Genomic DNA, 20,113 nt, shown 5'->3' with positions numbered 1-20,113 from the left:
ATCTTTTTTGTCATTGATGCTGCAATATTAACTTTTCTGAATTAAGCCGATTATCTATTAGAAGCTAACTTATCAGCCACACGAGTAGTTTCTGGTAGTCTGTATTTTGGTGTACAGTGCAATACATAATCAATGGCTGTAGTCAAGCTAATTTTGTGACCACTAGAAATATACAAAGGTTTAACCCCAATGCGAGTCCGTAAAACTGCACCAATAGTTTCACCTTTATGTATCAGTGGTTGCCAACTACCTCTAGTTTCTGGCAATTCCTGATGTTTGCCAATTAACAGTGATTTAGCCACGCCAATAGTTGGCATATCCAAAATTACCCCAAGATGGCTGGCTATACCAAATCTCCGGGGATGAGCAATGCCTTGTCCATCACAAAGGATAATATCTGGTACTGTTTGAATCTTTTCTAAGGCATCAAGTACAGCAGGAATTTCTCGAAAGGAGAGAAACCCTGGAATGTAAGGAAATGAAGTCGGACGGTGTGCGAGGGTTGTTTCTACAACTTGCAAATCAGGAAAACTCAGCACTGCTACAGCGGCGCGGCTAACTGTCCCATCAGCGGTAAAACCCATATCTACACCAGCAACATAACTGATAGGTTCTCTTAATTGATCTTCTGTAATTACTTGTTGACTCAAACTTTCTTGAATAGTGATAGCTGCTTCTAGGGTTTGAGGCCAAGTATGAGGTTGATAAATCTTCATGATATATGGATAAAACAATCGAGTTTAATGGTTGCGTAGACGCAAAGCGGCTTGTCGTTAGACATCGCTAATTTGATGAAAGTTATTTAATTATTTATCAATAGCACTATCAGATAAATCTTTCCTACTGCTTCTATTTGCTGTATGCTGTAATCCCTCTATACAGTCATCCAGACTAATCAATCTAGCGACTACACTGCACCAACGCCAGATAAAAGCAATAAATAGCCAAATTTACCCATATTCAGCCACTCTACCTACAGGTTGATTTTCTCCCTAACTCAGAAGCGATAAACTTCACTCTACAGGTCGATCCCAAAGTAGGATGATTCAACGTAAATATAAGTTAGGTGAAATTCGCTAGAAAAATTGTTGTGAAGAAACTACACAGAATTGATGGCTATATTAAGTTTTATCTAGCCATAATTAAATTGATTCACAGCAATAATTTATGGCAAATATCTACCTAAAAATAACTCACTAGTAAAGCATGGATTAATTTTTTCTGCCACCATTTTATCTGATGATGACTCAGTCTGGCTTTGCTAGAAAAATATAACTTATGTGTTGTTAACGTTGTTTTTGAGGAATTCAAATGAAAAATATGACTTCTGTTTTATCTCTACTGCGTCCAGTACGTTTTCTCATTGTAGCTTTTACCTGTGCATTAATATTGGTGTCTAATGCTTTTCCAGCTTTTGCGATTGAAAGCTATAAAAGTGACCCGACAGAAGCTACAACACAACTGCTAGAAACTCAAAAGAAAACTGATGAAATTGGTAGATCTGCACCTCCTGGACTGAAGAAGGTACAAGAAGAATCTAATAAAGGACTTAACGAAGTGCAAGGAGATGCTGACATTGACAAAATGAAGCGTCCTGACAATTCTCAAGGAGCAACTTCCGTTGAAGATGAAGTTGAAAATCTGTTGGAAAAAGTCACAGGTAATAAGAAGTAAAAATCAATGAGACTACTTAGCAGATCCAAAGGTAATATAAGTAAGAATATTTGGTAATTATGAGTAATCCTGGAATCAGAATTCTTTACCAAATAAATACTTTGACTGCTAGTTAGGAAAAATACTCCTCATACCTCCTCCCTTCTATAGAATAGTTACTCAATTTAAACACCTTGGTTAATTCATTTTATCAAGGTGTTTATTTTTATTGATGAAATAGATTTTTTAATTTTTTCTATTCAAGGTTATAAATCAATCTGAACTTAAGTCATAAATAATTCGACTTTGGCAATCATTCCTATGGTTGATGTAAATGATGTTTGAATTTTGTGAACTTATAAATAAGTCTATTTAGTCTATTTAGGAATTAAATTCAATGCGTGCGATCAACATTGGTTTGACAGAAGAACAGCGTCAAGGTGTGGCAAATCTGTTAAATCAAGATTTAGCAGATGCCTATTTACTTTTAGTAAAAACTAAAAAGTATCATTGGGATGTTGTCGGCCCTCAGTTTCGCAGTCTGCACCAGCTTTGGGAAGAACACTACGAAAAACTGACTCTCAATATTGATGCACTAGCCGAACGGGTTCGTGCTTTGGGTTGTTACCCTATTGGGACAATGGAAGGATTTCTGCAAATTGCTACCCTCAAAGAACATTCAGGTGATGTTCCCACAGCTACAGGTATGGTAGCCAACCTTGTGGAAGATCATGAGCAGGTTATTCGCAATCTCAGAGAGCATATAGATCAGTCTAGTGAAGAGTTTCATGATGAAGGAACTGCTGACTTTTTAACTGGACTTATGGAAGAGCATGAAGAAATGGCTTGGATGCTGCGCTCATTTATTGAAGGACAAGAATTGCAGCCAGATGGAACCAAGCCAGCTACAGGATCAAAAACTCCTGTGGGTGTGTAGTTGAACGCAGATTTATCCCTTTTATCCCTAAATTTTAGAGTCTGACTGAACATACTAGGCTGCGGGAAGAACTTATCTCCCGCATTTGCCTCTTTAGCCAGTGCGTTATAAAAAAGCAGATTTTCAGGAGTATTCAAGTGCCAGAAGTCTATCAAGCAGAACGTACTATCTCAGCGGTAGTTAAAGAACAGAAGCAAGTTGATGATGTAATTCGACGTTTACTAGACAGAGGTGTACCCAGAGATCATATTTCGGTTCTGGGACGAAATTTCCAGTCGGAAACTAGAATTGCAGGCTTTATTACTAAGAGAGATGTAATTTTAGGAGGTTTGAGAACAGGGGCGATTTTTGGTTCTCTATTTGGCTCTTTCCTAAGTTTGCTCACAGGTGTAGGTGTACTGTTCATTCCCTTTGTTGGCCCAATTGTGGCTGCTGGGCCAATTAGTGCATTACTGTTGGGGGCTGCAAGTGGTGCGATCGCCGGTAGTGCTGGTGCTGGTTTAGTCTCAGTTCTCACCGCTTGGGGAATGCCAGAAGATAAAGCTACAATCTACCAAACTCGCTTAGAAGCTGGCGAATTTTTATTAATGGCAGAAATCCCCAGCGATCGCGCTGGCGAATTTCAATTGCTTTTAGAAAGTGCTGGTGCTGAAGAAATTAACACAATCGATAAAACATTAGCTCATCCTTGTCCTGGGCCATGTAACAGTGCAGAGGATTTATCTCCTGAAGTACGTTCGCATTTGTCTGCACAAGCTCAACAAGTATTCATTGAGCGTTACAATGCTGTATTGAATGAAACCAGTGATGAGTTTAATGCTGAACAAGCTGCTTGGCAAGCAGTACATCAGCGTTTTGATGAAGACCAAAACGGTGTTTGGTCAAAGGAAAAAGTTAACGTTTAGGCGATCGTTTATTTTGGTTTGTTAGCAGGCAATTAATCAAGATTTTGGAGTGAAAGGATATGTTTATTGAGTTCCTTTCACTCTATTTTTATGCTTTTATGATTCCTCTCGAAATTCTAGAATGCGTTTAGCCGTAACTTGTGGTTGCTCTAAATGGGGGATATGACCTGAGTCTTGTATCCAAATAAGTTTACTGTGAGGAATTGCCCGTTTAAATCTTTTAGCATCTGTAGTGCCTAAGATTTTATCTGAGTCGCCCCAGAGAATTAATGTTGGCTGTAAAATTTGTGCCAGTTGCTTAAATCTAAAGGCACTGTAGCCACCACTTTTGGTAAAAGCAATTAACGCTAAATGCCAACTAGGCATTTCTAGATGCAATCCGCCACAATATTTAGCATCCAGGGAAATCAAACTGGGGTTTTTATAAGCCGTCCGAGAAATGCGATCGCGCACTTTAGGATTACGCAAAAATTGTGTAGCCCAATTATCTAACGGCGGAAACATAAATTTCGCTAAAGGTGAACCCGCCTTTAACCCAGCACTATCGATTAATATCAGTTTTTTGACGACTTCTGGGTAAGTGAGGGTAAAATCAAGGGCGGCTGCACCTCCCATTGATGCGCCTACCAAAATTACAGGCTGCTTGATTAAAGTTTTCCAGAAATAATATAAATGGGTTTTAATGGCGACAGGGCTAAATGGTATGCCTGCGAGTCTATCGGTAAAGCCAAAACCCAGTAAGTCAACTGCCCAAGTTTCATTATTTTCTGCCAACAGTGGCAACAGTCGGCGGAATTCTAATACGGAACTATCAAAGCCGTGAATTAGTAAAATCGGTATCCCACCACTACCTTGCTGCACATAGGTAGTGGTAATTGGCTGATTAGATAAAGGAGTAGCGATCGCTTGACTTTGAATACTCCGCGCTAGGGCGATCGATTCTGGCTCTGTTAATTGACTAACTGCGGTCGGTAAAAAGCTGGGAAACATAACTTATAATTTACAGCACCCCATTACCAAAATAATATTGATTGGTCAAATGGTGACTCAGTGTAGTGAAAAAAACACTACTCAATGTCACAATTGGAGCCAAACCCTCGTAAAATAAAGATTACTTATTTTAGTGTCTCAGGAGCTAATGCCATGCCAATGGCTGTTGGCGTAATTGAAACTTTAGGTTTTCCATCTGTGTTAGCCGCAGCAGATGCAATGGTGAAATCTGCCGCAGTCACGCTAGTGTATTATGGCCTAGCAGAAAGTGGCCGCTTTGTTGTTGCTGTCCGAGGACATGTTGCTGAAGTAAAAAGAGCCGTTGAACAAGGGATAAATGCTGGAGAGCAAGTAAAGGCTGAAACAGTAATCACCCATTATATAGTTCCTAATCCCCCGGAAAACGTGGAAACAATACTACCAATCCACTTCACCGCCAAATCAGAACCTTTCCGTATCTTCTAAAAGATTTTGCCATTAAAATCTGTAACGAAGCTTTCTACAATTAACTTGTAGCGTTACCACATACGTTTATTTATACAGGAGATTGCTAATGTCATTACAAGCCGTTGGTTCGCTGGAAACTAAAGGTTTTCCTGCTGTGCTTGCAGCAGCAGACGCAATGGTAAAAGCTGGGCGAGTTACCCTCGTTGGTTATATCAGAGTTGGTAGCGCACGTTTTACAGTCAATATTCGCGGAGATGTATCAGAAGTCAAAACCGCGATGGCTGCCGGTGTAGAAGCAGCAGAAAATGTTTATGGTGGAACATTAGAATCTTGGGTAATTATTCCCCGTCCCCATGAAAACGTTGAGGCTGTTTTACCAATTGCTTACACTGAAGAAGTGCAACAGTATCGAGACTCTGTAGAAAATCCCATCATTGGTAGGTCTGGTAACGGACGCTAGATTTAAGTTCATTAGCATATTCATCCAACAGCTAAAGTCAAAAGTTCTCAGTCTAATTGCTAATCGATGATTAATAATTGAGACTAGACTATTGACTTTTTGCTAGATATGTTATTTCGATTTAATTGAGATAGATGTTAGTCAAAAACATCACTTTGACTCAACTGACAAATAACTCTTAAGAGAAACAAATTACTTGTACAACTAGTTGTCAAATTTGCATATAATTAAAAAAAATTTTCTTACCAAGAGTATTAAATTTTAAGAAAATTGTAGTGTTAGCGATCGCTTCCCAAGTTCAAAAGACTTGCCAATAGCCAGAAAAAACTAAGGAGTTAACTATAAATTATAGCTTTTGGGCGTGAAAGCTATAGGTAAACTAGTAAAGATTAATAAGAAAAATTACATAATTACCCAACAGCTAAAAAAAGACTTTATGGGGTGAAACTTATCTACCCAAGATAACGTCTTTTGGGTAAATCCCACTACTTCTTTTGCAGAAGTGTCAACTTTCTAGCTTTTACTAACTGAAGAACTTTAATCGCAATTTTTCTTGATCAGTTTGGTTGGGGATAAATCTGCTTTTAAAGTATCTTGATGATAAGTTTACAAAAGTTAAAATTTTCAGAGATAGAAACAAAATTTCTGAATCCTGAAATTTATATTATTCAGAGAATAAAAGCTAAAACTACAATCTGAAAACTTCTGCATAAAGTTTGGGAATAAAAACGTAATAAGAATAGAATCGCTGAAATGTCTTCATGAAAGCGACCGATTCATGGACAACTGCCAGCCAAAATGTTAAGAGTGATTGACGATAAACGGGGGTTGTGATGCAAACTTTAAGGCAAGGTTTTGAAGAATACAATCTCACTATGGCAAAAGATGCAGACCAACTGGCACAGTATTGGCTTAAACGTTTAGCTGTCGAAATTCCAGAACAAAGTGTATCTGTGAGGGAGAGTATTGTTCTGTGGCTTTTGGGAAAAGACTTAAACCGATTTGAACTATTAAATCCCAAAGAACTGGAAATTGCCAAGCAAGCGATGGAATATCGCTGGAAAATTTTACGTCAACGCTACTTGGGTATTGGCCGAGAACGTGCGTATCGTAACTTAATCACACGATTGGGGAGTTTAGTGAGCTTACGCCATAAAATTCAAACTTGGGTAGCGTTAAGCCGCGATCGCCAACGCAGTGTCATGGATGTATTACAAGAAGTTATCCAAGAATTACTGCAAAGCGACACCTATATGCAGCAGCAAATGGCTTGCATTGTGGAATTTACGCCCGACAGAAGACTACAAGATACACTCCTGTTTGCCAGTGTAGAAGAGTATGCGTTGCGCCCAGTCCGCAATCAACCCCTACTCGTTTACCGATTTGTCAACTACTTGCGTCGGACTCAGCGTGGTGGCTTAACTCAAGTACCAGGTAGTGACATGGTGAGACTCGTTTCCGAAGAAATTCTCACCGACGACAGTGATAATCGCGTTAATTTGGTAGATACCCAAGCGATTGCCGAATATCAAGAAGCACAACAACTAGAAGAACAACAATCACTGCGCCAATCTGTGCAAACAGAATTTGCCGATTATTTACAAGAAAATCTCGGACAAGACGCAGTCGAGTGGCTGAAGTTGTATCTTCAAGGCAAATCTCAAGATGAAATTGCCAAGCAACTGCAAAAGCCGATTCGGGAAATCTACCGCCTGCGCGAAAAAATTAGCTACCATGCAGTCCGTGTCTTTGCCCTTAAAGGCAAACCAGAACTCGTCAATAGCTGGTTATCAATTTCCTTAGAAGAACATAACTTGGGACTTACACCTAGTCAATGGCAGCAACTTTATCAAAAATTAACTCCACTGGGGCAGCAGGTACTAGATTTACGCAAAGCAGGTCATTCCCTTGAAGCGATCGCCCAACAGTTAAACCTCAAAAGCCATCAGGCAATGGGAGAATGGACAAAAATTTATCTCATCGCCCAATCGTTGAGAACCGAAGAATCAGGAGCATAATCAGCGATCGCCGCAATTCCTACCCATAAATAAATTGGGGACTTTGCGGAACGCAATTGGGAGGGTTTTTCAACCTAGCAACCTTTCCCCTGCTCCCTTAATTATTTAACTAAGTATCATCTTACTGAGAGTGATTAATTTAATTTTTACCAAGATAACAAAGTATCTTTATTTACTGCCAATCAACTTAGAGCAAAATAAAATATAAGGAAACTTTAAAATAATCAAAAATTATGTTGTCTTCAGAGGACAAGCCAGTTGATACCGCAACCAGTGAGCAGCAGATACTATCAAACATATCGATCAACTTAGAGCAAGAAAGCGATCGTCAACAAATATTTCAGCTAATTGATCATCTCCTGTCCTTTGAAGCTTGTCTATACCATCAAATTTTGCCCTTTCGATTAGAAAGTAACAAATTACTCCTAGGTATGGTGCATCCACAAGACAGCAGCGCCCTAGATTATGTGAATCGCATCTTAGCTTATATCAACTGCACAATGATGACTCAAGAAATTGCCAGTGACAGCCACCGCCACATCCTTTCAGCCTACCTCAACTATAAAAATACCTTTAGCGCATCTCAAAATCAGCAGCAACCACCAGCATCAATGGTGGCAAATATGGAAACTCCTGAAAATACTCAAAAATTAACAGATTTTCCCCCGCTTCCAGAACCGAATCTTTCAGCTTTAGCCAAAAAGCTCAGAGAAGAGATCACCGAAGCAGTACTCACCAATAATTTAACTATCCTGCCAGTCCCTGCACCAGAACTATCTACTCCTGTAGAAGTGTTAGCATTACTCCCACCCAAAAAACTACTAGAAGAATTACTCGGTCGAGTGCTTGGTGGCGGAATTGGTCGCTTGTATTTAGAAAGACAACCTTACAAAGGTAGGATACTCTGGAGTGATAATGGTGTTGTGCAATCGGTATTAGAAAATTTACCGCTATCGGTTTTTCAAGGCGTACTGAATGAATTAAAGCGATTTGCCAGCTTACCTGTTACCACAATTACAGAACCAAAACAAATTGAAAAAGAATGTGTATATCAACAAAACCGTGTATTATTACGTCTGCGAGTGATGCCAGGAATTTACGGTGAAGAAGCTACACTACAAGTGTTACGGGGAGCCGCCTTAAAGTTTCATCAACAACAACAGTTAGCCCGTCTCAGCCGAGATGTTTTGGGTATTTCTCAACAACTCAGCTATAAATTACAGGAACTAAATCAACGACTAATACTCAACTCTAACCTTACATCAGAGCAATCAGATGCTTTAGATAGCTTAAATCGCATAGTCGAAAATTTAGAACAACAAGTCAAAATACTCACAGCAAATAGCGATTCAATGGGCAAATAATAAATCACAATTGGGTCAGTAAAACCGCTGATTTCGATCCCTGACATAATTGCTATGTTGTAAAAGAACATTAGACCGAATTACCATAATTTTAAGTATTAATCATTACATATTTTAACTGTATTAATACTATGGTAGCGGTTTTTAAACTTATATTAGTCAACTTAATTTTCCATTATTGAATTCATTTTTACAGATATTTCATGCAGACTGAGGTTTTTAGTGAACTTTTCCCCTTGCTGAGTACAGCCAACCCACAAACTTTAGAATGGCTGCTCAATGTTGCAATTGATCACGAATATCCCGTAGGACGTGCCGTGTTAATGGAAGATGCCTGGGGTAACGCAGTTTACTTTGTGGTATCTGGGTGGGTGAAAGTCCGCCGTACTTCCGGAGAAGATTCTGTTGCTATAGCAATTTTAGGTCGGGGCGATTTTTTTGGAGAAATGGCGATTTTAGATGAATCTCCGCGTTCAACTGATGTCATTGCCCTTTCGCCTGTGAAGTTACTCAGCATTTCTCGTGAGCGTTTTATTCAAATCTTATTTAAAGATCCGCAATTGCATCATCGGATGCTGCAACTGATGGTGCGAAGAATCCGGCAATTTAACCAACGCTTACAGATTCGCTCTTCTCCACCAGCTGTAAAACTGGCGCACACCTTAGTAAGTTTGGGTGAAAGCTATGGACAAGACTCAGCCCCAGGTAAAGAAATTTTTAATATTCCCTTTAAAGATCTGGCTGAAGTGACAGAAATCGGAGTAGAAGAAACCACCAAAATCATGGAAAAATTACATGAAAAGGGATGGATTACAATTGATAATGTTAATAACATCATTTACTTGGTTAACTTCAAGCAATTGATGAATTTGGCAGGCAAAATCTAATTTGAGTTGAGTGTAGGGTAGCCACAATTTCAGATACTGTGACAATTCATCCTATATTCAGTTTGCCAACTCACAGACTTGCTAACAATAGCACTAACAGCTGATGTCTTTGTCAGGAAGCCTTTACGAAGTTATCAACGGCAAAGACCCCAGATGCGACTTTTGGCAATGGTGTTGAGCATGAAGATATTGAGTTACAAGTTTTGAAATCACCTCTATTGACTATTGTGGATGAAACACTTCTGAGCATCAAAAATGCTGGAAACACATGCTTGGTAAGAAAAATTAATTAATTATGGATAAAAACACCTGAAACTTTGACATCAACTATAAAATATTAATTAATTGTAAATTTTTTCCAATCTCACGTTCAGACTATTTTATTCATAGTTCTTTACAAACTCTCTCCATTGACTATTAATTATTGACTAATAACTATAAACTCATAACTTATCACTCCTGTCTACTACTACAAATGACTGAAGCAACAGCACCTCGTCTCGAAATTGGCGTTAAGGAAACCGTACCGACGATTCACTACCTGGTAGCAATGCCCCAACCAGAAACCCATCTGTTTGAGGTGAGCTTGCTGCTGGTTAATCACTCATCCCCAACACTCGACTTGAAAATGCCCGTCTGGACACCAGGCTCCTACTTAGTGCGGGAATATGCGAAAAATTTACAAGATTTTGCTGCTTTTGCCGGGGAGCAGCCCTTATCTTGGCGCAAAATCAGTAAAAACCACTGGCAGGTAAACACAAACGGTATTTCTGAATTAACCGTGCGTTACCGCATATTTGCCAACGAGCTATCGGTACGGACAAACCATTTGGATAGCACTCACGGTTATTTCAACGGTGCAGCTTTGTTTTTTAGATTACGAGGCTGTGAAGGGTTGCCAATTCAAGTGACTATTGTACCGCCCCATCCTGAATGGCGAGTAACTACTGCCTTGCCATCAGTTGATGGACAGTCTTCTACTTTTTATGCTGCTGATTTTGATACTCTTGTAGATAGTCCCTTTGAAATTGGTTATCACGAGTTATATCACTTTGAGGTCTTGGGAAAACCTCATGAACTAGCTATTTGGGGTCAAGGAAATTACCAAGCACAACAAATAATTGCCGATATTCAAAAAATCATTCATGTAGAAGCCCAGATGTTTGGCGGTTTGCCTTACGACAGGTATGTGTTTCTACTGCATTTGTTTGCCCAAGCTTATGGCGGTTTAGAGCATAAAAACTGCTGCTCCTTAATTTATCAGCGTTTTGGTTTTAGCTCACCAGATAAATACGATCGCTTCATTCAGCTGGTGGCACACGAGTTCTTTCACTTGTGGAATGTTAAACGGATTCGCCCAAAAGCTTTAGAAGTTTTTGATTACGACCGGGAAAATTATACATCTTCTTTGTGGTTTTGTGAAGGGACTACCAGTTACTACGATTTGTTAATTCCCTTGCGGGCAGGAATTTATGATGCGAAGTCATATTTTCATAATTGGAGTAAAGAAATTTCGCGGTTTTTAACTACACCAGGGCGGAAAGTGCAATCACTGGCTGAGTCAGGTTTTGATGCTTGGATTAAACTTTATCGCCCAGATGCCAATAGCAATAATTCCCAAGTTTCCTACTATCTGAAGGGAGAAATGGTTTCTTTATTGCTAGATTTGCTAATTAGACAGCGGTCTAGAAATCAGCGATCGCTAGATGACGTTATGCGGCTGATGTGGCGGAAATTTGGCAAACAAGAGATTGGTTACACACCCGAAGAATTACAGGAAGTGATTGAATCTGTCGCAGAAATGGGTTTAACTGACTTTTTTAATCGCTACATTAATGGCACAGAAGAATTGCCTTTTAATCAGTACCTAGAACCTTTTGGCTTACAAGTGATTGCCGATAGAGAAGAAGAACCTTACTTTGGTTTGAGGTTAAACACCGAAAATGGACGAGAGATAGTCAAATTTGTCGAATTTGGTTCACCCGCACAATTGGCGGGAATTGATGCAGGTGATGAGTTACTGGCTATTGCCGGCATACGAGTAACATCTCATCAACTAAGCGATCGCTTAAAAGATTACCAACCAAACGACATCATTCAAGTTACAGTTTTTCATCAAGATGAACTCCGCACTTGTTCTGTCACCCTGGCTGCACCACGTCCTAGTAAGTATCAGGTAGTTCCAATCAACAATCCTGATGCTACACAAAAAGAAAATTTTGCTGCTTGGTTAGGTGTACCACTGACCTCTCTTCGTTAATACTTCTACTCTTGAATATTTTGGGGACTAGGTGACAACTAATAGGGGCGCAATATCTTGCGCCCCTCAGCATGTCTACCATTAAATATCATCATACAGATAAAATAAATCATAATTTTCTGAAAGCAAATTAAGTTGCTTCAGCCTATCTCTAGCTTGAGCATAACTACTTTATACTTGAGCAATATTAAAATAAAATATTAATTACAACTTAATATTTCTACAATAAAAGACATACATCACCTGAATGTAATGAATTGATATTACTTATCTATTTTCTTTTCAAGCTTGATAAATAAATTATGCAATTTTTTGATAAATTATACACAAATATTATCCAAAACCAAAGCTTACTATTTGTAGGGCTTGATCCCAACCCAGAGATGATACCTAGTCGTTATCGGTCTCAAGATGTGATTACTGGTTTGGGGGATTGGTTGCAATTTATTATTCACGAAACTGCGGATTTTGTTTGTGCATATAAGCCAACACTCGGCTTTTATCAAGCTTTAGGTATTCCTGGTTTGGAACTGTTATACAAAACTTTAGCAGCTATCCCCAGTCATATTCCCATTATTTTGGATGCCAAACATAGTGATTTAAATACCAGTAGTATTTTTGCCCACACTGTATTTGCAGAATGGCATGTGGATGCAATTACTCTCAGCCCATATACAGGGCAAGATCATGTTGCACCATTTTTGGTTTACCCTGATAAAGCAGTGTTTATTTTATGCTGTACTTCTAATCCTGGAGCCGAAACTCTACAACAGTATCCTGCTAATGATTCACCGCTTTATTTGCAGGTGGTCAAAGAAGCAAAAAACTGGGGAACCCCAGAAGAATTAGCTTTAGAAGTAGGAACGACTAATCCTGAAGTTTTGGGTTTAATTCGGGCAGTGGCACCAGAAAGAACCATAATGGCACGCAGCATTTGGGCTGAGGGTAGTAATCTTAAGCAAATTTTAGAAGCTGGCTTAAATAGTAATGGTGATGGATTGCTAATTCCTGTACCTCAAGATATGTTGTCAAACCCAAACTTATCCCAGGAAATCCAATCTTTACGTGCCGAAATTAATCAAACAAAAAGTCAAATTAATGCTGATGCTTCTAGCTGTTCTGTATGGCTACCTGATGTTCATTTTGAAGATCAGCAACTCCAGAATGATTTAATTTTGCAACTTTATGATATTGGTTGCATTATGTTTGGTAAATTTGTGCAAGCATCAGGAGCGACATTTCCCTATTACATAGACTTACGCAAAATTATTTCTAATCCGCAAGTTTTTAATCAAGTTCTCAGTGCCTATGAAAAAATTATCAGAAACTTGACTTTTGATAGATTGGCGGGTATACCTTATGGTTCTTTGCCAACGGCGACTGGTTTAGCGTTGCGTTTGAATTGTCCAATGGTTTTTCCCCGTAAAGAAGTGAAAGCACATGGAACACGTAAGGTAATTGAAGGAAACTTCGCGCCTGGTGAAATAGTAGTAGTAGTAGATGATATTCTCATCAGTGGTAAAAGTGTGATGGAAGGAGCCGAAAAATTGAAATCTGCTGGCTTAAATGTGCATGATATTGTGGTTTTAATTGACCATGAACAAGGAGTGCAAGCCAGACTCCGAGAAAATGGTTATCGAAGTTATGCAGTTTTCACTATTTCCCAAATCGTCAAAACTTTGTACCAAGCAGGAAGAATCAATGATGAGCAACTTTTAGCTTTTACTGAAAGCTAGGAATAATTATGAATTTATCAGTTAATCGACTTCTAAAATGGCTAATTTTAACATTGTTATTTCCCCTATTATTTCTTAATGGATGGTTATTATTGCGATTTTTTCAATATTTTCAACCTTTAGTAGCTATTCTTGTCTTAGCCTCTTTGTTTGCTTTTATTTTAAACTACCCCGTTTCGTTACTGGAACGACAAGGAGTTAAACGTAACTATGGAGTCACACTAGTTTTTATCTTAGCTACTTTTATTCTGGTGACTTTGGGAATTACATTATTACCCATAGTTTCCGAGCAATTTAATGAAATGGTTAAATTATTGCCTCAATGGATTGATTCTAGTGAGGCAAAATTACAGGGTTTAAATGATTGGGCTTTTAGCCAGAGTAGTAGAATAGATTTCAGTCAAATTTTTACTAAAGTTACTGATAAAATTCCTGATGAATTGGAGTATCTTTCCGATAAACTTTTAAGCATTATCGTCGACACAATTGATAGTGTTTCGGGAGCATTAATTACAGTAGTTTTAAGTTTTTACTTGTTGTTAGATGGGCCAAGACTGTGGGAGGGAGTATTTAAAAAGCTTCCTTGGGATTTCGCCCAACAAATTAGTAAATCTATTCAACAAAACTTTCAAAATTACTTGATTGGTCAAGGGACATTAGCTTTACTGATGGGACTTGCCCAAACATTCATGTTTTTGTTGTTTCAAGTCCAGTTTGGCTTGCTTTTTGGTTTGGGAGTGGGAATTTTAAGCTTGATTCCCTTTGGAGATGTGTTGAGTTTGATTGTTATCACTTTAATTATAGCTACCCATGATTTTTGGTTAGCCGTGAAAGTGCTGGCAGTAGCGGTGATTATTGATCAGTTAATTGACCAAGCGATCGCACCGCGATTATTAGGCAGTTTCACAGGGTTAAGACCAATCTGGGTGTTAATTTCTTTATTAGTAGGAACTTATATTGGTGGGGTTTTGGGATTAATTATTGCTGTACCAGTGGCGGGTTTTATTAAAGATGTTGCCGATGGTTTTGCTGTATCTAATGATGGTAATACTGCGGTTGCAGGTGAAGAGGGAGAAATGCTTCCACAAGAATCTACATCTGGGTAGGTTGAAAATATTAAATATTAAATGCCTTTAAATCCCATTTCGCTTTCTACTTGTTGTACTTGTGTAGAGTTTACCTGATCGGCCGCGGCGGTAAGACGAGTGTGACGCATAACTCCCAGTTGGCTAATTAATATCCCCACGATAATCAAACTACCACCGATATATTGAGGTAGGGTTGGGGCTTCATCTAAGATAAAATAAGCAGCCACAATACCTGCAATGGGAGTAAATGAGCCAACTAAGGAAGCGACAGATACCGTAGTAGCTCTCAAACCTTTAAACCATAGGGACTGGCCTAATACTACAATCACCACACTATAAAGCAACATCCACCGCCACAAAAAAGGCGAAAATACTTCGGCAAAATGATGTTGACCGTATAGCCGTAAAGCCAGAAAGAAAAATACTATAGTCCCTACAGCAGTGCGATAGATTGTAAAAATTCCTAAAGGAATATGGAAGACATATTTTTTACCAAGAACTGTAGCTACTGCTGCGGCGACTGATCCCACTGCTGTCAGAATTTCGCCTGTACCCAAATGAAAGCCTGGCGTATTCATTATGGTATGTCCTGCTGGTTGGAGTAAGACAGTCAGTGCGACACCCACAAAAGCTGCGATCGCCCCAATAATTTCCCAAATATTTACTCGTTCTTTTAATAACCAGATTGATAAAGCTAAAGCCAGTGGCGGTTCTAATCTACCAACTAAAATCACATTGTTAACATTGGTGAGTGCTAATGCCTGAAAAATTAACCCAGGAGCCAACGCCCCTGATAAGATTGCTACTACCGATAACACTAGCCAATGCTTTACAGATATTTGCTTCAATGTTGTTTTGTTCCACTGTTGCCGATAGATGATAATCAGCACCAGCAATGCACAGATATTGCCAACGAACAAAACATTACACAGAGAAATTGGATTTCTCCCATTTATTAAGTTTTGCGAACCAATTTCTGTTAACTTGCGCGTAACTGCACCTGATGCGCCAAAAATGAGGATTGCTACCCAGAGATAGGCTTGGTTAGGAATTCTATCAATGAAACGATGCCATCTTCTCAGGCTAGTCACAGCAATACCACTTGCAGTTGCAATAAAAGTAACGTCAACAATACTAAAAATCTTAGCTTAAGTCTAGGTGAGAACAATCTGAAACAGCCTTAAAAATTAGCTGAGATTTTTGACATCACAATTACCTGAGAAAATGCTGAGTTTAAACTGAATTTTATTAAGGAATAAATTCAGACAATTTATGGCTAAGTTTCAGATGAGCTTCAGTAGTATCTGAGATGCTCTGAATAGCTACGAAGCTCAAACATAAGGAATTAACCCATGAAATTCGCCCCTTCATTACTTACAGGTGTTGCCATAGCTGGTTTATTGACAGTTGGGAATGTTTCATTTCAGGCTGTAAAACCTTCAATTTCACTACTTCCAGCCTCAGCGGCTGATGCTACAGGTTTATCTGCTCAACAAAAAATTGATTTGATCACTAAGAATAAAGGTGTTTTTGGTAATGGTGATCAGCTGCGTCGTTTCTTCTTTGGCGACCTTGAACCTATCGGAATTCAACCTGGTGGTGCAGGTCATGTAGTTAATCTCTACAACAAAGCTAACGATGTGACATTTTCTTACTGTTCTACCTTTGATGTAGTTGTAGCTGTGAAAAAAGGTAGAGTCGAGAAGTTTGCAGCTAATGAAGTTAAGTAATTGTTTGTAGTAATTAAGTAATATAAATATATTTTAGGGTAGCGAACATGATACTGGTTGCTACCCTAATCTTTTTTTCGGCTAGTTTGGATATAACAACGGAGAAGGGGAGATTCGAACTCCCGGAACCTTTCGGTTCATCCGATTTCAAGTCGGACGCATTCGACCACTCTGCCACCTCTCCAGTAAAACTGTCGAGCAACTGCTTACCCTATATTTTTTGGTGAGCAACAAAGCTGACAGATAATAATATATCTTACATCTACGCAGGTTGCACTACTGAAAGTAAATATCTACAACTTACTAGGGGAAAGCTCATACAAAATTTCCTCTGAGATCACTTGTAAATCTTGGCCTACCCAAACCAAGGCAGCTTGTGTAACTACACCTGCCTCTAAGTTGACAATCGAGAAATTCCGCTGCTTGTGTCCATCATTTTCAACAATTCTGGGGACGCTGGCTGCATTTAAGTAAATTGTGCCTTCTGGACTTCTAAACACTGATGTGCGTAACACTTTTTTGGTGTGCCGCAAAGTGTGGTGCATGTGTCCAAAGGTAACTAGGGGAATGGTTTTACCAAGGTTGATTGTCTGAGAAATGGCTTCGGCAAAATCTGGATCGCCAAAGTCGCCGCCGATAGGATGCCAATCTTTACCACAGGGGTCTTCGGGGCGATCGCCTAACCCACTCGGCCCATTGTGTCCGAGAAAAATAACTGCGTCGCCAGCAGCACTTTTGACCGCAGCGGTAATTTTAGCTGCTGATTCTTCCATGTCTGTGACACCATAACGTTCTTTGCAGATATCGGCAAATCTCCATTCTGGGCCACCCCAACTAAAAGGACGACCGCCAACTACTGTTAAATTCCATTCAGGAAACTCCAGCTTGCTGTAACCGACATGGGCTGCACCCAATAAATCAAGTTGTTCTTGTACCCAGTCTTCTTGAGAGCGATCGTAGGGACATTTCTTTCGTCCCCATTCTGTAGCAGTGTACCAAGCATCGTGGTTGCCCATAATTGCTGCTTTGGGGATATCAATGGAAGCGATCGCTTTTACCACTTCCACTGATTCATTGCCAAAATCTCCCACAAATAGCACTAAATCCACACCCAAAGACTTGAGTGCAATGGCATCGTCCACTTCCCATTGGTCGTGAATATCTCCAACTACAGCAATTTTGAGAGTTTTTGATTGTTTTTTCTGACTGGTCATGCCGCTTTCCTTGCTGTCTATCTCCAGGATATGAAACTCAGCCAAATTTGAACACAATCTTCTGATGAGTGTGGAAGAGAAGACGATAAACCGAGCGATCGCTAAACTATCATCTTACCTACAAGAGTTGTTTTCATCTGCTCAAGACTAATTATTAAAGAATAAATATTATCTAGATTGGGCATTAATTACTATTTTTTCTTAAATTGATAGTTTAATTTAACACTCTGACTAGATTAAGTGAATCCTAATTTTTTTACTTTTCAAGTAAGTTATTATTTGCTGATGTGAGTAGGAAAACCGTACTGTCTTGGGGCGCAATCTCTACCTGATAAAGATGTGTTGGGATGGATACAATCTATATGTGGCTTAAGTAATGCTGTGATTGATCAAAGCTGAAAAAAATCATACAGCATTAATAGGAGAGCATAAATATGGGAAATCAATTTAAAACAGTTGCATTGCTTGGTGCGCTCAGTGGTTTATTAATTGCTATCTGTTATTGGGTAATTGGTGGCACTAGCGGCTTAATTACAGGTATAGGTTTAGCAGCAGTAACTAATTTAATTTCTTGGTATCAATCAGATAAGATTGCATTAGCAGCATATCGCGCCCAGCCAGTGAGTGCAGCCGACGCACCAGGACTTTATCGGATGGTTGAGAAATTAGCTGCACGCGCTAATATCCCCATGCCTGGTGTTTACATCGTTCCCGGTCAAACTGCTAATGCTTTTGCTACAGGACGCGATCCAGAACACGCGGCTGTGGCTGTGACTGAAGGGATTTTACGTATCCTGCCAGAAGATGAATTAGAAGGTGTAATTGCCCACGAACTGACGCACATTATCAATCGTGACACCTTAACCCAAGCTGTAGCTGCTACTATTGCCGGTGCTATCTCTTTCTTGGCACAAATGGTGAGTTATGGTTTGTGGTTTAGCGGTGGTTCACGCGATGATGATAGAGGCGGTAATCCGTTAGGAATATTGTTAACTGTATTGTTAGCGCCAATAGCTGCAACAATCATTCAACTAGGCCTTTCTCGCACAAGAGAATTCTCCGCAGATGCTGGTTCTGCGAGATTAACAGGTAATCCCCGTGCATTAGCTCGCGCCCTCCAAAGATTAGAAGCTACAGCACGACAGTTACCTTTAGATGCGAATCCAGCTTTTGAACCGTTATTAATTATTAATCCTATCTCTGGTAAGTTTTTGGGTAACTTGTTTTCTAGTCACCCTGACACAGAATCACGGATTGAACAATTGCTGAAATTAGAACAACAACTGTCTACAAAATATTAGTCATTTGTCCTTTGTGGGAAACTGAATTAAGAGGATATTGTAACTATGACTGGTAATAATTTTGAATCCATTGAATCTACTGTAGTTGTAGAAATCAGTTCTCAAACTAATGAAATGGTAGAAGCAGAAATGGCTGGGGAGACTGATGAAGTAAAGAACGAAACCAAAGCTTTAATTGAAGCACTCAAAAGACGCGCCCAAGCCGAAGCAGAATCAGCCGGTACTCTTACCCGCGAAACATATTTAAATGCTGTGCGCCAAGCGAGAGAAGCCATTGAAGGCGAAAAATTAATTGAACGCGATCGCCTGGAAAATGCTTGGGCTATTATCCAAGAAGAAACAGAGAAAAACTGGCACTTACTTTGGAAAGAATTTGCTGATTTTGGCGATCGCCTCCAAAGTGCGGCCAAAGCCGCCTGGGAAGCTTTCAACACACCTCGTACTCATTAATTAGGCAAATTTTTTCATAAAACTCTTATGGGGTAGGACTAAAAGCCTGCCCATTTTTTTAACCCAAACCCAAAAATTTAGAAATCAACGGTAACAGCTTACTACCTGCCTCAACCAGTGTGGCTGTAGTGGGTAAACTAGCGATCGTTCCTTTTAAAATCTTCATCGCCGTTTTCGCCGCCTTTTGCATCGCCCCCTCTTGAGGATTTTTACCAGCTTCAGCTAAAGCTTGTATTTGTTCTAATGCTTCCACCTTATCTTCTTCAGCTAAATCTTTGTCTGCCTCAATTGCAGTTTTTAATTTTTCTAATAATTCTTTAATTCCGGGTTTATCTGGTTCAGGTGAAGGTGGTAACTGGTTAATAGTATTTGTTGCCGTACCGCTAATTTCACCTAAATTAATTGTGCCGCTATTATTAAAATCTCCACCGATACTGCCAATATTAAAGTTCCGGCTAGAATCGTTACCATTAGGCATATTTTTATTCTCTACTTTGTTATCAACTTGAACATTAATTGGCTTATTTGCTAACAAGCCTAAAATCTCTTTCATATCTGCGCTTTGTTGACGATAAATAACTATAGGAATCATATTTGATTTTTGAAAAAGACTACGAGATAATACTGAGAAACAGTCTTGTCTAATCTGACTTTTCCCGTTAAGTCTCTTTTG

Annotated in this window: 19 protein-coding genes and 1 tRNA gene; 14 read left to right on the top strand and 6 right to left on the bottom strand. The window is 39.3% G+C overall.

Annotated elements, in window-relative coordinates; translation table 11 throughout:
- Positions 1-50: 50 nt before the first annotated feature.
- On the bottom strand, positions 51-716 hold the full coding sequence (nfi, locus tag NCWK1_RS15725; RefSeq protein ID WP_103125353.1) for a deoxyribonuclease V: 666 nt from the start codon (positions 714-716) through the stop codon (positions 51-53).
- Positions 717-1,311: 595 nt separating this feature from the next.
- Between nfi and NCWK1_RS15720 the strand changes: the two genes are divergently transcribed.
- From NCWK1_RS15720 to NCWK1_RS15710, 3 genes are all read left to right on the top strand, one after another.
- Positions 1,312-1,674: a hypothetical protein gene (locus tag NCWK1_RS15720; RefSeq protein WP_096576782.1), complete on the top strand. Its 363-nt coding sequence runs from the start codon at positions 1,312-1,314 to the stop codon at positions 1,672-1,674.
- Between the two features lie 376 nt (positions 1,675-2,050).
- Entirely contained in the window at positions 2,051-2,590 is a 540-nt protein-coding gene (locus NCWK1_RS15715) for a Dps family protein (RefSeq protein ID WP_096576780.1), read from the top strand.
- 137 nt (positions 2,591-2,727) lie between these two features.
- Complete coding sequence (locus NCWK1_RS15710) at positions 2,728-3,495, top strand: ChaB family protein (RefSeq protein ID WP_096576778.1); 768 nt, start codon at positions 2,728-2,730, stop codon at positions 3,493-3,495.
- A gap of 96 nt (positions 3,496-3,591) precedes the next feature.
- Here NCWK1_RS15710 and NCWK1_RS15705 read toward each other — a convergent pair whose 3' ends face one another.
- Positions 3,592-4,485 carry an alpha/beta fold hydrolase gene (locus NCWK1_RS15705; RefSeq protein ID WP_103125352.1) on the bottom strand — a complete coding sequence of 298 codons (894 nt, stop codon included), beginning with the start codon at positions 4,483-4,485 and terminating at the stop codon, positions 3,592-3,594.
- A 153-nt stretch (positions 4,486-4,638) separates the two neighbouring features.
- Here NCWK1_RS15705 and NCWK1_RS15700 point away from each other — a divergent pair, with 153 nt between their 5' ends.
- From NCWK1_RS15700 to NCWK1_RS15665, 8 genes are all read left to right on the top strand, one after another.
- Positions 4,639-4,950 carry a carbon dioxide-concentrating mechanism protein CcmK gene (locus NCWK1_RS15700; RefSeq protein ID WP_096576774.1) on the top strand — a complete coding sequence of 104 codons (312 nt, stop codon included), beginning with the start codon at positions 4,639-4,641 and terminating at the stop codon, positions 4,948-4,950.
- Between the two features lie 88 nt (positions 4,951-5,038).
- Positions 5,039-5,392, top strand: coding sequence for a carbon dioxide-concentrating mechanism protein CcmK (locus NCWK1_RS15695; RefSeq protein ID WP_096576772.1), 354 nt, complete (start codon positions 5,039-5,041; stop codon positions 5,390-5,392).
- An 833-nt stretch (positions 5,393-6,225) separates the two neighbouring features.
- A complete protein-coding gene (locus tag NCWK1_RS15690) occupies positions 6,226-7,410 on the top strand; it encodes a HetZ-related protein 2 (protein ID WP_096576770.1) in 1,185 nt (394 codons plus the stop codon).
- Between the two features lie 233 nt (positions 7,411-7,643).
- Positions 7,644-8,774, top strand: coding sequence for a GspE/PulE/PilB domain-containing protein (locus tag NCWK1_RS15685; RefSeq protein ID WP_103125351.1), 1,131 nt, complete (start codon positions 7,644-7,646; stop codon positions 8,772-8,774).
- A gap of 203 nt (positions 8,775-8,977) precedes the next feature.
- On the top strand, positions 8,978-9,661 hold the full coding sequence (locus tag NCWK1_RS15680) for a Crp/Fnr family transcriptional regulator (protein WP_096576766.1): 684 nt from the start codon (positions 8,978-8,980) through the stop codon (positions 9,659-9,661).
- A 475-nt stretch (positions 9,662-10,136) separates the two neighbouring features.
- Positions 10,137-11,921 (top strand): M61 family metallopeptidase, encoded by a 1,785-nt coding sequence (locus NCWK1_RS15675; protein WP_103125350.1) that lies wholly within the window; start codon positions 10,137-10,139, stop codon positions 11,919-11,921.
- Positions 11,922-12,223: 302 nt separating this feature from the next.
- Positions 12,224-13,657, top strand: a complete 1,434-nt coding sequence (locus NCWK1_RS15670) for a bifunctional orotidine-5'-phosphate decarboxylase/orotate phosphoribosyltransferase (protein ID WP_103125349.1) — start codon at positions 12,224-12,226, stop codon at positions 13,655-13,657.
- Positions 13,658-13,665: 8 nt separating this feature from the next.
- Positions 13,666-14,763 (top strand): AI-2E family transporter, encoded by a 1,098-nt coding sequence (locus NCWK1_RS15665; RefSeq protein ID WP_103125348.1) that lies wholly within the window; start codon positions 13,666-13,668, stop codon positions 14,761-14,763.
- Between the two features lie 17 nt (positions 14,764-14,780).
- On the opposite strand, the gene NCWK1_RS15660 is transcribed toward NCWK1_RS15665, so the two are convergent.
- Positions 14,781-15,836 carry a DMT family transporter gene (locus NCWK1_RS15660; protein ID WP_103125347.1) on the bottom strand — a complete coding sequence of 352 codons (1,056 nt, stop codon included), beginning with the start codon at positions 15,834-15,836 and terminating at the stop codon, positions 14,781-14,783.
- A gap of 261 nt (positions 15,837-16,097) precedes the next feature.
- Here NCWK1_RS15660 and NCWK1_RS15655 point away from each other — a divergent pair, with 261 nt between their 5' ends.
- On the top strand, positions 16,098-16,475 hold the full coding sequence (locus tag NCWK1_RS15655) for a hypothetical protein (RefSeq protein WP_103125346.1): 378 nt from the start codon (positions 16,098-16,100) through the stop codon (positions 16,473-16,475).
- A 99-nt stretch (positions 16,476-16,574) separates the two neighbouring features.
- Here the strand turns inward: NCWK1_RS15655 and NCWK1_RS15650 are convergent.
- A tRNA-Ser gene (locus NCWK1_RS15650) sits at positions 16,575-16,659 on the bottom strand.
- A 109-nt stretch (positions 16,660-16,768) separates the two neighbouring features.
- Positions 16,769-17,689: a TIGR04168 family protein gene (locus NCWK1_RS15645; RefSeq protein WP_103125345.1), complete on the bottom strand. Its 921-nt coding sequence runs from the start codon at positions 17,687-17,689 to the stop codon at positions 16,769-16,771.
- A gap of 434 nt (positions 17,690-18,123) precedes the next feature.
- On the opposite strand from NCWK1_RS15645, the gene NCWK1_RS15640 reads away from it, so the two are divergent.
- Both NCWK1_RS15640 and NCWK1_RS15635 read left to right on the top strand, forming a co-directional pair.
- Positions 18,124-18,990 carry a zinc metalloprotease HtpX gene (locus NCWK1_RS15640; RefSeq protein WP_103125344.1) on the top strand — a complete coding sequence of 289 codons (867 nt, stop codon included), beginning with the start codon at positions 18,124-18,126 and terminating at the stop codon, positions 18,988-18,990.
- Between the two features lie 45 nt (positions 18,991-19,035).
- Positions 19,036-19,440: a hypothetical protein gene (locus NCWK1_RS15635; protein ID WP_103125343.1), complete on the top strand. Its 405-nt coding sequence runs from the start codon at positions 19,036-19,038 to the stop codon at positions 19,438-19,440.
- 58 nt (positions 19,441-19,498) lie between these two features.
- Here NCWK1_RS15635 and NCWK1_RS15630 read toward each other — a convergent pair whose 3' ends face one another.
- Positions 19,499-20,032, bottom strand: a complete 534-nt coding sequence (locus tag NCWK1_RS15630; protein WP_422730865.1) for a hypothetical protein — start codon at positions 20,030-20,032, stop codon at positions 19,499-19,501.
- Positions 20,033-20,113 lie beyond the last annotated feature (81 nt).

The organism is Nostoc cycadae WK-1, assembly GCF_002897135.1.
In the GTDB taxonomy this organism is placed as follows: domain Bacteria; phylum Cyanobacteriota; class Cyanobacteriia; order Cyanobacteriales; family Nostocaceae; genus Nostoc_B.
This window is presented reverse-complemented; position numbering and strand designations above follow the sequence as displayed.

What these genes read in the sequence shown, in the direction of transcription:
- NCWK1_RS15720 (WP_096576782.1), top strand. Translation starts at nt 1,312, where the DNA reads ATGAAAAATATGACTTCTGTTTTATCTCTACTGCGTCCAGTACGTTTT.
- NCWK1_RS15630 (WP_422730865.1), bottom strand. Translation starts at nt 20,032, where the DNA reads ATGATTCCTATAGTTATTTATCGTCAACAAAGCGCAGATATGAAAGAG.
- NCWK1_RS15675 (WP_103125350.1), top strand. Translation starts at nt 10,137, where the DNA reads ATGACTGAAGCAACAGCACCTCGTCTCGAAATTGGCGTTAAGGAAACC.
- nfi (WP_103125353.1), bottom strand. Translation starts at nt 716, where the DNA reads ATGAAGATTTATCAACCTCATACTTGGCCTCAAACCCTAGAAGCAGCT.
- NCWK1_RS15640 (WP_103125344.1), top strand. Translation starts at nt 18,124, where the DNA reads ATGGGAAATCAATTTAAAACAGTTGCATTGCTTGGTGCGCTCAGTGGT.
- NCWK1_RS15680 (WP_096576766.1), top strand. Translation starts at nt 8,978, where the DNA reads ATGCAGACTGAGGTTTTTAGTGAACTTTTCCCCTTGCTGAGTACAGCC.
- NCWK1_RS15715 (WP_096576780.1), top strand. Translation starts at nt 2,051, where the DNA reads ATGCGTGCGATCAACATTGGTTTGACAGAAGAACAGCGTCAAGGTGTG.
- NCWK1_RS15685 (WP_103125351.1), top strand. Translation starts at nt 7,644, where the DNA reads ATGTTGTCTTCAGAGGACAAGCCAGTTGATACCGCAACCAGTGAGCAG.
- NCWK1_RS15645 (WP_103125345.1), bottom strand. Translation starts at nt 17,689, where the DNA reads ATGACCAGTCAGAAAAAACAATCAAAAACTCTCAAAATTGCTGTAGTT.
- NCWK1_RS15670 (WP_103125349.1), top strand. Translation starts at nt 12,224, where the DNA reads ATGCAATTTTTTGATAAATTATACACAAATATTATCCAAAACCAAAGC.
- NCWK1_RS15665 (WP_103125348.1), top strand. Translation starts at nt 13,666, where the DNA reads ATGAATTTATCAGTTAATCGACTTCTAAAATGGCTAATTTTAACATTG.
- NCWK1_RS15695 (WP_096576772.1), top strand. Translation starts at nt 5,039, where the DNA reads ATGTCATTACAAGCCGTTGGTTCGCTGGAAACTAAAGGTTTTCCTGCT.
- NCWK1_RS15700 (WP_096576774.1), top strand. Translation starts at nt 4,639, where the DNA reads ATGCCAATGGCTGTTGGCGTAATTGAAACTTTAGGTTTTCCATCTGTG.
- NCWK1_RS15690 (WP_096576770.1), top strand. Translation starts at nt 6,226, where the DNA reads ATGCAAACTTTAAGGCAAGGTTTTGAAGAATACAATCTCACTATGGCA.
- NCWK1_RS15635 (WP_103125343.1), top strand. Translation starts at nt 19,036, where the DNA reads ATGACTGGTAATAATTTTGAATCCATTGAATCTACTGTAGTTGTAGAA.
- NCWK1_RS15655 (WP_103125346.1), top strand. Translation starts at nt 16,098, where the DNA reads ATGAAATTCGCCCCTTCATTACTTACAGGTGTTGCCATAGCTGGTTTA.
- NCWK1_RS15705 (WP_103125352.1), bottom strand. Translation starts at nt 4,485, where the DNA reads ATGTTTCCCAGCTTTTTACCGACCGCAGTTAGTCAATTAACAGAGCCA.